Genomic DNA, 12,099 nt, shown 5'->3' with positions numbered 1-12,099 from the left:
GATCGAGCATTTCGGAATCCAGATAGAGCAGGTGAACGCCACGATGCAGCCCGGAATATCCTCAGGGTCCGTCCCTCGACGCAAGCTCATAGAGGTCTCGCTCCCGCTGGAGGACATCAACGCCGAGGCCGCCCGCGAGAAGTCGATCCGCCACGGGCACCCCTCCACGCTGCACCTGTGGTGGGCCCGCCGCCCCCTGGCTGCGGCCCGCGCGGTGCTGTTCGCTCAGCTCGTGGACGACCCGTCTTCGCACCCTGAACTGTTCCCCACGGAGGAGGAGCAGAAGAAGGAGCGCGAGCGGCTGCACAACATCATCCGTCGCTTGGTGAAGTGGAAGAACATCAGCGACGAGGGCCTGTACCGCGAGGCCCACGAGGAGATCCTCAAGAGCACAGGAGGGAACCCGCCGGCGATCCTGGACCCGTTCGCGGGTGGCGGCACGATCCCGCTGGAGGCGCAGCGCCTGGGCCTGGATGCTCACGCCAGCGACCTCAACCCGGTGCCCGTGCTGATCAACAAGGCTCTCATCGAGATTCCACCGAAGTTCGCAGGGCAACCGCCCGTTTTCCCAGGTGCTGCGCCCCCTGAAACGGAGGGGCTCTGGCCGCGCGCAACAGGCCTAGCAGAGGACGTGCGCCGCTATGGCGCCTGGATGCGCGACCGCGCCCAGGAACGCATCGGACATCTGTATCCCAAGGCGCAAGTTCCTGTGCTGGGCGCCGACGGCAAACCCACCGGGAAGACCACTGAAGCCACCGTCATTGCGTGGATTTGGGCCCGGACAGTAACCTGCCCGAACCCAGCTTGCGGCATCCGCATGCCGCTGGTGCGTTCCTGGTGGCTCGGCAAGAAGAAGGGAAAGGAGGCGTACGTTGTCCCGAGCTTGGTTGAGGACGCGACCGCGCCTGGCGGGCGGAGCGTGAAATTTAATATCAGGCATGATTCAAGGCAGGCACCGACTGCTAATGAAGACGGCACGGTGGGACGCAAGGGGGCTCACTGCATCGCGTGCGGGACAACAGTAGAGCTCAAGTACATCCGCGCTGAGGGTCGCGCCAAGCGCATGTACGCCCAACTCATGACAGTTGTAGCCGAGGGAGACCGCCGACGTGTCTATCTTGAGCCGACCGACAAGCACATTGCAGTAGCGGGCCTACCCACCCCTGACAGCATTCCCAGCGGCGAAATTTTCAACTGGCCAGGGCGAATCAATGTCTACACATACGGCTTGACCGAGTGGGCGGAGCTGTTCACGAATCGACAACTCACCGCGTTGACCACGTTCAGCAACCTTGTTGGCGAAGTTCGCGAGCATGTACTCGCCGATGCACTTGCCGCAGGCCTCCCCCATGGTGAGCGCCTGGCCAGCGGAGGTAACAGCGCAGAGGCATACGCAGACGCCGTCGCAACTTATATTGCATTTGCAATCAGTCGCACCACTAACAAAATGTCTTCGATTAACTCCTGGGACAGCAGCCCCAAGATGGAAGCGGTTCGTGGGCTATTCGCCCGCCAGGCGATACCTATGGCTTGGGATTTCGCAGAAGCCAACCCATTCGGAGGCTCCTCAGGAGACTTCCTTGAAGACCTTACATGGGTAAGCAGATCTCTTGACAAGGTCCCTGCTCGGGGGAGCGGATCAGTCAAGCAAGAAGACGCCGCAGCACGCGGATACGAAGGGCTCCTTATCTCAACCGATCCACCGTACTACGACAACATTGCTTACTCGGACGTGTCCGACTACTTCTACGTCTGGCTGCGCCGATCTCTTCGCGAAATCCACCCTGACCTCTTCGGGACCATGCTTGTTCCCAAAGCGGAGGAATTGGTCGCCAACCCTTACCGCCACGGCGGAAAAGAGCAGGCCGAGAAATTCTTTGAGGAGGGGTTCGAGCGAATTTTCGCGCACGCGCGCCAGTCAGCATCCTCGGAATACCCTATCGCTGTCTTCTACGCTTTCAAGCAAGCGGAACTCGAGAAGGATGGCGTGGCTTCCACAGGATGGTCAACATTCCTGGAGGGAATGGTTCGCCATGGATGGAGTGTCACCGCTACATGGCCAGTTCGTTCCGAACTATCCAACCGCATGATCGCGTCTGGAACCAATGCTCTCGCTTCCTCCATCGTATTGGCACTACGGCCACGCAAAGCTACCGCCCCACCCACAGATCGCGCCGGGTTCCTGGCTGAGCTGCACACGGAACTGGAGGAGGCGCTGCCTCGTATCCGTGATGGTGCGATCGCCCCGGCGGACCTGCGGCAGACGATCCTTGGTCCGGGCATGGCCGTGTTCTCTCGCTACTCCCGCGTGCTGGAGGACGACGGCTCCACGATGTCGGTGAAGACCGCGTTGGCGCTGATCAATCAGACGTTCGACGCCCTGCAGAACGAGCATGACGCCGAACTGGACGCCGACACCCGGTTCTGCCTGGACTGGTTCCGCTCCTACGGCTGGGACACCCGCCCCTACGGCGACGCCGAGTCCCTGGCTGTGCCGCTCGGCCTGTCGGTGCAGGGGATCGCCCGTGGCGGGATCCTCGCCTCCGGTGGCAACAAGGTCGCGCTGATCAAGCCGCAGGACCTCGACCCCACCTGGAACCCGGCCCACGACGACCGGCTGTCGCTGTGGGAGGTCACCTGCCACCTGGCCCGCGTGTACGCGACTGAAGGACGCGAAAAGGCCGCGAGGCTCATGGCCGGGGTGAGGGGAAAGGTGAACCTGGATGAGGTCAACCGCCTGGCCACCCGTCTCTACGAGCTGATGGAGCCTCAGGACGCCTCGACCGCAGGTCTGTTCAACGGCCTGGGCGGTGCGTGGGCTGATATCTCCGCGACCTCCACCACGATCCGCCCGGCTGCTGTGGCCGAAACACTCTTCGAGGGGGACTACTGATGGCGCTGACGAACAACGAGAAGGTGCTGCGCGGCTTCGACCAACTGCTGGAAGGCATGCGCCCGTGGGTCGACATGCGCATGTCCGCCCAGACGCCGCCCGGCAGGGACTGGGTCGAGCTGATAGCCGCCGAGGACTCGGTCAAGTTCGGCACCTCCAAGACCTACTCGCGGGACGACGTGCGGTTCCTGCTCCGCGTGGTCACCGAGAAGTGGAAGGTCTTCGAGAAGGATCTCTCCCGCCCCCAGTCGGCGCTCGCCTCCGAGCTGCGCGAGACGGCGAACGCGGTCCACCACGGGCAGAAGTTCTCCTCGGACGACACCTACCGCGCGCTGGACACGATCGAGCGTCTGCTGACGGTGATCGGGGCCGGGGACGAGGCCGAAGCGGTCGCGAAGATGCGCATGGAGCACCAGCGCGAGGTCTTCGAGAAGCAGACCCGCAACCGCCTGGCCCGCGCGCAGGCGGTCAAGGTCGCCGGTGTCCAGGCCGGTACCGCGATCAAGCCGTGGCGTGAGGTCATCACACCGCACGCCGACGTGATCCGAGGCCAGTTCTCGGCCGCGGAGTTCGCTGCCGACCTGCACGCGGTCGCCAACGGCCACGCCACGGCGCCCGAGTACCTCGACCCGCGTGAGTTCTTCTCCCGCACCTACCTGACCAGTGGCCTGTCCGACCTGCTGACCCGCGCGCTCAAGCGCCTGTCCGGGGACGCCGGAGCGAGCCCGGTGGTGAACCTGCAGACCCAGTTCGGCGGCGGCAAGACCCACTCGATGCTGGCGCTGTACCACCTGTTCTCCGAGGGCCTGACCACCAACACCCTGCCCCAGGCCGTGCAGGACGTCGTGCACGCCTCTCTGCCCGCGCCCCAAGACGACCCGCTGAGGTCCCTGGACGTCAAGCGGATCACCCTGGTGGGCACGAAGCTCTCCCCGAGCCAGCCGATCCTCAAGGACGACGGCACCGAAGTGTGCACGCTATGGGGCGAGTTGGCCTGGCAACTCGGCGGACGCGCGGCATACAACCGCGTCGCGAAGGCCGATGAGACCGGCACCGATCCCGGAGACGCACTGGACGCCGTCGTGCGCGACACCGTCGCCGGCGGCAAGAGCGTGCTGATCCTGATCGACGAGTGGGTGGCCTACGCCCGCCAGCTCGTGGGCCGCGAGAACCTGCCCGGCGGGACGTTCGCCGCCCAGCACACCTTCGCCCAGCACCTGACGGAGATGGCCAAGTCCATCCCGGGCGTCATGCTCGTGGTCTCCATCCCCGCCTCCGACTCCCTGGACAACGGCGGCGCCGGCTCGGCGCTCGAAGTGGGCGGCCCCAACGGTCATGTCGCCCTGGAGACTCTTCAGCAGGTCATCGGCCGCAACGCCGACGACTGGCGGCCGGCCAACAACATCGAGTCCTTCGAGATCGTGCGCCGGCGCCTGTTCGAGGAGCCCGACGCCGTCGCGCTGGCGGACATCGCCGCGGTGGCCAAGCAGTACGTGAAGTACTACCAGGACAACACCGGGTTCTTCCCCCGCGAGACGACCACCGGCGAGTACGAGCAGCGCATCCGGGCGGCCTACCCGATCCACCCCGAGCTGTTCGACCGGCTCTACGAGGACTGGTCGGCGCTGCCGAAGTTCCAGCGCACCCGAGGCGTGCTGCGCCTGATGAGCGTGGTCATCAACGCGCTGTGGGCCGCCGGCGACACCGCCCCGCTCATCACCCCCGGCGCGGTGCCCGTCCACGACACCCAGGTGTTCAGCGAGATCACCAAGTATCTGGACGACAACTGGAAGCCGGTGGTGGACAAGGACGTCGACGGCGAGGGCTCCACCCCCGTGCAGATCGACCGCGACCGTCCCTCGTTCGGCCAACGCGCCCTCACCAGGCGTATCGCCCGGTCGGTCTTCATCGCGACCGTTCCGACGCTGCGCTCGGCGCACAAGGGCGTGGAGATCCAGCGGCTGCGCCTGGGTGCCGCGGTGCCCGGCGACGTCATCAACCACATCGGTGATGCCCGAGCCCTGCTGGGCCAGCGCGCCACGTACTTCTACGAGGACGGCGACCGCTCCTGGTACGACCTGGCCGCCTCGGTCTCCCGGGTGGCCGCCGACCGCGCCGCCGGCTACGGCGAGGCCGACGTGCACGCGACGATCGTCGCTCGGCTCAAGACCGCGGAGAGGGCGTCCAAGGCGTCCTTCGGCGCCGTCCACGCCGCACCTCCGGACACCGGGGACGTGCCCGACACCGAGGTGCTCAAGCTCGTGGTGCTGCACCCGAAGTTCACCTGGGGCAAGGACGCCTCCACGGCCACGACCTTCGCCGAGCGCCTGTTGCTGGAGGCCGGCAGCGGGCAGCGGCAGCGTCGCAACATGCTGGTCATGGTCGCCGCCGACCGCGACACCTACCCCGAGCTCGAAGGAGTGGTGCGCGAGTACCGGGCCTGGCAGTCCATAGCCGACGAGGCCGAGGAGCTCGAACTCAGCCCGCAGCAGCGCAGGCAGGCCACCACCCGCGCCCGCCAGTTGGACGCGGCCGTCGACGACCGCGTCCGCGCCGCCTTCACCGCGGCACTGGTCCCGACCGAGGTGCCCGGCCAGAAACCGACCATCTCCTTCGCCCGAATCCCCAAGGACGGCGGTTCCCTCGCCGAGCGCGTCACCTCGGCGCTCAAGGCCAAGGGCTGGATCACCCCCACGCTCGGGACCGCGCTCGTCCGCATGGCTCTCGACGGCCCCCTGGCCAACGCCTGGAACAAGGGCCATGTGCGCTTCGGGGACCTGTGGTCCTGGTACACCCAGTACCCCTACCTCAAGCGTCTGCCCAACCGGCAGGTGCTCGAACAGGCCGTGCTCGGCGCCGCCGAAGTCCTCCTGTGGCAGCAGGACGCCTTCGCCCTCGCCGACGGCTACGACGAGGTCACCGGCGAGTACCGGAACCTGTGGATCCACGGCGACAAGCCCGAGCCCGCTCTCGTCACCGACGAAACGCTCCTGGTCCAGCCGGCACGAGCGGCCGAACAGCGTGCCCGTGCCACCGACAGCCGGCCGTCCGAACCTGTCACGCCGGCGGCGGGCGGCAACGTCGGAGAAGCCGGAGGAGTGAACATTCCGCACCCCAGGTCCGGCTCCGACTCCGGCTCTGGCTCCGTCACTCCTCCCCCGGGGCCCGGTCCTCAGCCGCCGCAGCCGCCGGCCAAGGCGGTCGTGCACAGGTTCTGGGGCGTCAAGACCCTCAACCCCAACCGCCCCGCCGCCGACTTCGCCGACATCCAGCAGGAAGTCCTCGCCCATCTTGAGGCGGCCGACGGCGTCCGGCTCGAAGTCCGCATCGAGATCACCGCGACCACCGACGAAGGATTCACCGAACAGCAGGTGCGCACCGTCCGGGAGAACGCCACCCAGCTCAGGTTCGAGGACAGCGGTTTCGAAGAGAACTGAGTTCGGTAAGGGGCTACGTGCTGCGAACCGGTGTGGGGAGGCCCATGGGCCTCCCCACACCGGCACTACTCGGGTCAGTCCCGGTTACTCCCCCGCCACGTACCGCACGAACCGGCTCCAGCCGTCGCAGCCGACCGCGAAGGCCGGGCGGGTCACGTCCTTGGAGTCCCGCACGTGGACGGCCTGCTCGGTGACGGCGACCTCCACGCAACTATCGCCCTGCGCGCTGCTGTAGCTGGACTTGAACCAGACGAGGTCAGTCGTTCTGCTCATAGCGCTCCTCGCATCCGCTCCAGCAGGCCCACGGACTCCTTCGGGGGGAGGGCCTGCGAACGCAGTCTCGCATAGCGCATATGCAGTTTGCTGACCTCTTTCGGGTCAGCGATCAAGCGACCGCTCTCCTGCCCCTCCGAGTACCCGCGCCAGCGTCCGTCCGGGGTCTCCAACAGTTGGATTGGTCCAGCCAGACACGCGTGGTCCTCGGTGCAGGCAGGCATGACCTGGAGCGTCACGTTCCTGGCTTTGACGGCTTCAAGAACATGGTCAAACAGACCACGGGTGACCTCAACTCCGCCGATACGGCGCATGAAAACGGCTTCGTCAACGATGAAGTCGAAGGCCGTATTGGGCCTCTCGTAGAGCAACCGCTGTCGGTCCAGCCGCGCCCGCACGGTGGCTTCCAGGGCGTCGTCCGTCAGCGGAGGGATGTCGTTCTCACAGAGGGCGCGGATGTACCCCTCCGACTGCAACAGTCCCGGCACCAGCCTGCACTCGTACGTGCACAGGCTCACCGCCACCCGCTCCAGGCGCGCCCAGCGGCGGAACCAGGCCGCCAGCCCCGGTTCGCCGCGTGTCAGGTGCTTGGCGGCCCTCCGGAGGGCGCCGGTGTTGCCCAGGGCCTCCTCGGCCAGTTCCACGAACGACTCGTCGGGCATCCGGCGGCCCAACTCCACCGATTCCACGGTGTGTTTGGAGTACCGGACCCGCTGCCCGAGGTCCGCGCGGCTGAGTCCGGCGTGCTCGCGCAGGGCCTGGACGACGGCCCCGAAGGTGCGCAGGCTGTCCGACGCGTCGGGCTCCCGTCCAACGTCCACGCCCTCGGTGGCACAGGCGTCGTCAACGGTCATGGGCGGCCCCTCCCGGTGCTGTGCTGTGCGCGGTCTCCCCCGCGGCCGAACCCACCCAGCGTGACCGAAAGACCTGCGTACCGTCCACTCAGAGTGCCCGTACTCTGACTCTCCGTACGGACTCCGCCGGCCGGCCGGGCCTGCTCGGTCCGGGGCCGGAAAGGGTTCACTCCCCGTCAGGAGCCGGGACGGTTCTCACCCTTTCCGGACCTCGTCCCGCGGTGGTTCGGACGAGGGCACCGGGGAATCCGGGGGCTCCGGGGGCTTCGCAAGGCCCCTCAGGTGCGGTGTGAGCAGGAGGAGCAAGCCGATCAGGGCCTCTCCGCACGCGGCCACCACGATGACCGTCGCTATGCCTCCGGCGGACACGCCCGCTTCCGCCACGGTGCCGAGGGGCGAGCCCCCGCCGGTGAACGCACTGTCCGCGAGGAATCCGCCGAGGACGACGGCCAGCGGATACAGCCCCTGGCCGAGCAGTCGTCTCGCTCCGAAGACGCTCCCCTGCACGTCCTGCGGGATGCGTTCCTGCCATATGGCGGTCAACGGCGCGTTCGTCATCTGGGCGGTGCAGTTCCGGACCACCGCGGAGACCGCCCACAGGATGGGGAAAACGCTGAGCACAAGGCTCATCCGGCCGAGAACGGCCCCGGCGACGATCGCGGCGCAGATCACGATCCGCCGGTCGATCCTGTCACCGACGGCGAGGATGAGCGAGGAGCCGACGATCAGGCCCACGGATCCCGCCGTGTTGAACAGGGCGAGGTTCCAGGAGGCCGATTCGGCGGCCGACGAGGAGATGACGTAGGCGGTCACCGACGCCATGCCCAGACCGTTGCAGAAGTTGATCCCCGCGAAGGACAACTGGACGAACCTGAGCCTGGCGTCGGCGAATATGACGCGCAGTCCCGCGGCGGCTCCGGCGAACGGCCGGAAGGGCCGCTTCGGACGTGTGGCCGGATCCTCCCAGCGCACTGTTCTCGCAGCCACGGCGCTGACGAGGAACGTCACGGCGTCGACGACGAAGACCAGAGCGGGAGACGCCACCGAATAGACGGCCGCACCCATCAGCGGGCCGGCGACGACAGGCAGGTTCTCCAGGAGGGACGTCAGGCCGTTCACCCGGGTCAGATTCGTCTCGGAACGAATCTGGCGAACGGATGCGGACAGTGTCACCGAAAGACAGGCTCCCAGTGCTCCGGTGACGAAGACGAGACCGATGACGAGCGGCAGCCTGGAGCCGACTCCCAGGGTGGTGGTCCACGCGAGCAGCAGGGCCGCGACGGCGAGCGCGATGTCGCAGGAGATGATCACGGTGCGCCGGGGGAAGTGGTCGGCCAGCGCACCGGCGAAGGGGGCGAGATATATGGAGCCGAACATTCCGGCAGCCGTCACCAGGGCGAGGGCAAGGGCGTCCTTGGTCACCGAGTAAACGGTCAGGGAGAGCGCGAAGGACGCCGCGCTGGATCCCAGCAGTGAGACGAGCTGTCCGCCCCAGAGGATCGCGAAGACGCGATTGCCCCGCTCTCCCCGGTAACCGCTGCCGTGCTTGGTCTCGGTCATTTCGAAATGGTTCCCGGAATGCTCTCCGTCTGGATTACCGTCCTCATGACCTCAGTTCGTGTCTCCGCCGCCTCGATGAGTCTTCCGACCAACAGTGCACCCTCGCTGGTGAAGTAGTCGATGTGTTCCGAGAGGGCGTCGCACAGGCTCTTGAGGGCACCGATGGAGTCGGTGGTCGCATTGATGACGGTCTTGCGCTCCTCCGCGTCCAGGGTGGGGTCGACGAGTTCGCAGTAGCGCCAGTGGAGCAGGTGGCAGTAAACCGACGCGGCGTGCAGCACTCGGTCGAGCTCCCAGGCGCGGTTGCGTTTCTCGCCGGCGGATTGCCGCCAGTAGATGGGTATCTTGGGGCTTCGCGCGGAGTCGTACTCCGGCACCAGGATGTCATGCGCCAGCAACTGGTAGTTGACCGCCTGGTGCACCGCCTCGTGATAGAGGTTCTCGGCAGCCATGCGCACGGAGTCGACCGGGTGGATACTCAGGGGCGGAATGTGCACGAAGACCCTGGGGGAGAAGAACACGCACAACGGGAAGTCGGGAAGGGAGCACGAGGTGATCAGGCCTTTCCGTGTCCCGCTCCGCTCCGTCTCGGCCAGCGCGAAGGTGGTGACGTACGTCGAGACGAGATCCATGGCCCAGGGACGGGTCGCTATCAGGTCGAGCGCCGCCGCTATCCCCGCCCTGACATCGTCGTCCGGCCATACGACGCGGTGGCCGGCGAGACCCACGGCGCTGTCCAGGCGCCCTGCTCCGTCCCGGGGGCCGAGCCACCAGAAGACGTGCCCTCCCGCGGTGAACGGCTCCGTCCGGCCGGCGCCGACGGTGCTCTTCGGAGGCTGCTTCAGCAGGAGATCGTGGAGTACGAGCGGAAGGTCGCCGGCGCTCTCCGGGATGGCGGCTCCCCCTCCCAGCCCGCGGGCGACGCCGAGCCGGTCCTTGGGGGTCCCCTCCCGCAGGAAGACGGGGGAGCGGCCGACCGGAGCGTGCGCCACCTGCCCTGACGCCCTCCCCGACGCAGGGCCCGAAGTGCGTACGATCCCTGTCACTGCCAGCTCCGGGGGGAGACGCCGACGTCGGCCGCCCGGTAGTCACCGAGCTTCTCGAGTTTCTCGATGGGGCGCATGTCGCCCGGGACGAGCTCGTCGAGGCGGGACACGAGCCACTCGAGTTTCTCCGGGTAGGAGAGGTCGGGATCGGGAACGAGCTCGTCGAGGCGGCGCCGCAGTTCCACGAGTTTGGACCGGGCGTTCCGGCGGTGCGCCGTGACGAGCAGTGACTTCGGTACGACGCGTGCGAGTCTCTCAAGGCGCTCGTTGGGACTCAGGGAAGGATCGGGCAGCAGGTTGATGAGGCGGGTCGAGAGGTCGATGAGTTCTCGGGCGACCTCTTCGAAGGGCTCGTCGTACTCGATTCTGTAGTCCTCGTCCCGGAAGACCTTCCTGCGGTCCGTGTCCGCTTCCGGCATGAGGGGGTTGTAGACGACGTTGATGTGGACTGGCCCAATACTCATGACGCTCCCGTTGGAGAAGGCCCCCGGGTCAGGAGAGCCTTCGCCCTCGTGAATGGTTTCCGGTTCGCTTTCCGGCGGGACCGGAGTGAGGAGGAGTTTCCCGCGGCGCAAGGTTCGTGCTTCTCCGGCGGCGGCCGGGGTTCCCGGGTGAACTGCCGCACCGGGTACGCGGGCGCCCTGCCGGCTCCGTTCCGGAATCTCCGCGAGAAGGCATCGGGCTGTGCCGACGCCCTTTCGGGCGCCGGCACAGCCCGACGGCATCACTGGACGTCCGGAACCGTGTGGTCCAGGCGACGAGTGAACCGCTGGACGTCGTTGACGTCGCTCTCGACGGAAACGGTCTCGACGGCCTCGACGGAAGGCTTCTCCTCGACCCGGTCGAGGTTGGCGAACTCGCTGTTCGGCATATCGGTTCCTCCTTCGACTTCCTGGAATGAAAACCTTTCCGGGGCGAACGGGGGTGGTGCCACGTACATATTCGGCCGCCCGCTGCCCGGGGACGATACACGAGGAAGGTTGGCCGAAAAAAGAGGATGCACAGAAAAAGAGTGCCCGAAATAAGCCCATTGCGTTTTTCTCAGCGAAATGACCACTGCGGCGGCGAGGTACGAGCGGGGCGGACGGAAGGGCCCGGCCGCGGACAGGCGTGAAGCTTCTGATAGGAAGGTTTCCTCCCGCAAGATCGTCTGCTGCGACACCGGGCGCTCCACCTCGTTTGTCGATTGAAACCAAAACGCGCGGTTTCCTTCCGGTAAGCCGCTGACCTGTTGAATCATCGCCAAAAAAGCAGGCAATCTCGCTGTTCCGGCTCAATATGCCGCCATGTTTGACACCCCGCGCCCGCCGGCGATCTTTCTCGCCGGCTCCTGGCCGTCCACCGCCGGAAGACCGGCCCCCACGCGGATCGGGGGCGCCGGGCAGGGAACGGGTCAGGAAGGGCGGTACGCGATCACCGGCAGCGTGTCGGCGGCGCGCGGCCCCTCGGCCGTCGCGAGCAGGTGGAGAACACCGGCCGTCCGCTCGGCTTGAGAGCGGCGGGCGCGGTGGCGACCGAGCCCGTGGTGTAGAGCGGTTGGGGCCGTACTCGGCGACCTCGTCACCCGCCGCGCGTCCGGCCGGCAGTCCGGCCTCGGCAAGCAGGAAGGCTCCCGTGCACACCGAGACCACACGCTCGGCCTTGGGCGCCGGCTCGCCGATCCGCCGTACCACGGCCGGATCGGGATCAATCGCGCCTCGGCCGCCGGGCACCAGGAGGGTGTGGGCCGGTTCGACGTGGGCGAGGTCGTCGTCGGGCAGCAAGCGCAGCCCGCTGGACGTCCGCACCGGCCCGCCGCCGAGTCCGGCGGTCGTGATCCGGTACGTGCCCGGCCGTCCCGTCACGGCGTCCGCTCCCGCGAACACCTCCAGGGGCCCCTGTCACGTCCAGGCTCTGCACTCCTTCACGGAGGACGATCAGCACGCCGTGGGGTTCCATGCCGTTCAGCCTGGCAGTCGGCCGACATGGCAGCAATGACGGGTTTCCCGCCTTTCCCGCCATGAGCGGGACCGCTGCGGGCGGGCGGCAGCCGGCCG

The 12,099-nt window shown here is 67.1% G+C and carries 8 protein-coding genes and 1 pseudogene; 2 read left to right on the top strand and 7 right to left on the bottom strand.

What is annotated here, in order from left to right:
* The first annotated feature begins 43 nt into the window (after positions 1-43).
* Together IF47_RS0112745 and IF47_RS0112740 are read left to right on the top strand one after the other, a co-directional pair.
* Positions 44-2,893 carry a DUF1156 domain-containing protein gene (locus tag IF47_RS0112745; RefSeq protein WP_037732481.1) on the top strand — a complete coding sequence of 950 codons (2,850 nt, stop codon included), beginning with the start codon at positions 44-46 and terminating at the stop codon, positions 2,891-2,893.
* A complete protein-coding gene (locus IF47_RS0112740; RefSeq protein WP_031508838.1) occupies positions 2,893-6,330 on the top strand; it encodes a Swt1 family HEPN domain-containing protein in 3,438 nt (1,145 codons plus the stop codon). Before IF47_RS0112745 ends, IF47_RS0112740 begins: the two co-directional genes overlap by 1 nt.
* Positions 6,331-6,414: 84 nt before the next feature.
* Here the strand turns inward: IF47_RS0112740 and IF47_RS0112735 are convergent, their stop codons facing one another.
* The 7 genes and pseudogenes from IF47_RS0112735 to IF47_RS29400 all read right to left on the bottom strand — a co-directional run.
* Positions 6,415-6,603: a DUF397 domain-containing protein gene (locus IF47_RS0112735; protein ID WP_031508837.1), complete on the bottom strand. Its 189-nt coding sequence runs from the start codon at positions 6,601-6,603 to the stop codon at positions 6,415-6,417.
* Positions 6,600-7,457, bottom strand: a complete 858-nt coding sequence (locus IF47_RS0112730; RefSeq protein WP_031508836.1) for a helix-turn-helix domain-containing protein — start codon at positions 7,455-7,457, stop codon at positions 6,600-6,602. Before IF47_RS0112730 ends, IF47_RS0112735 begins: the two co-directional genes overlap by 4 nt.
* A 195-nt stretch (positions 7,458-7,652) precedes the next feature.
* Positions 7,653-9,017: an MFS transporter gene (locus IF47_RS0112725; RefSeq protein ID WP_051717544.1), complete on the bottom strand. Its 1,365-nt coding sequence runs from the start codon at positions 9,015-9,017 to the stop codon at positions 7,653-7,655.
* Positions 9,014-10,009, bottom strand: coding sequence for a hypothetical protein (locus tag IF47_RS0112720; protein WP_031508834.1), 996 nt, complete (start codon positions 10,007-10,009; stop codon positions 9,014-9,016). The genes IF47_RS0112725 and IF47_RS0112720 overlap by 4 nt, the downstream gene beginning before the upstream one ends.
* Before the next feature lie 50 nt (positions 10,010-10,059).
* The gene (locus IF47_RS0112715; protein ID WP_211257204.1) at positions 10,060-10,638 is read right to left on the bottom strand and encodes a hypothetical protein; all 579 of its coding nucleotides are present in this window, start codon (positions 10,636-10,638) and stop codon (positions 10,060-10,062) included.
* A 149-nt stretch (positions 10,639-10,787) separates the two neighbouring features.
* A complete protein-coding gene (locus tag IF47_RS31050; RefSeq protein WP_169745211.1) occupies positions 10,788-10,934 on the bottom strand; it encodes a hypothetical protein in 147 nt (48 codons plus the stop codon).
* A gap of 694 nt (positions 10,935-11,628) precedes the next feature.
* A pseudogene (locus IF47_RS29400) lies at positions 11,629-12,001 on the bottom strand (DJ-1/PfpI family protein); the annotation flags it as partial.
* Positions 12,002-12,099: the final 98 nt, after the last annotated feature.

This window comes from Streptomyces megasporus, assembly GCF_000718985.1.
Lineage (GTDB): Bacteria > Actinomycetota > Actinomycetes > Streptomycetales > Streptomycetaceae > Streptomyces > Streptomyces megasporus.
Note: the sequence above shows the minus strand (reverse complement) of the source record. Positions and strands in the feature narration are given on the sequence as shown.

Bases quoted from the DNA above. Each gene is read 5' to 3' on its own strand.
- IF47_RS0112745 (WP_037732481.1), top strand. From the start codon at position 44: ATGCAGCCCGGAATATCCTCAGGGTCCGTCCCTCGACGCAAGCTCATA.
- IF47_RS31050 (WP_169745211.1), bottom strand. From the start codon at position 10,934: ATGCCGAACAGCGAGTTCGCCAACCTCGACCGGGTCGAGGAGAAGCCT.
- IF47_RS0112735 (WP_031508837.1), bottom strand. From the start codon at position 6,603: ATGAGCAGAACGACTGACCTCGTCTGGTTCAAGTCCAGCTACAGCAGC.
- IF47_RS0112725 (WP_051717544.1), bottom strand. From the start codon at position 9,017: ATGACCGAGACCAAGCACGGCAGCGGTTACCGGGGAGAGCGGGGCAAT.
- IF47_RS0112740 (WP_031508838.1), top strand. From the start codon at position 2,893: ATGGCGCTGACGAACAACGAGAAGGTGCTGCGCGGCTTCGACCAACTG.
- IF47_RS0112730 (WP_031508836.1), bottom strand. From the start codon at position 7,457: ATGACCGTTGACGACGCCTGTGCCACCGAGGGCGTGGACGTTGGACGG.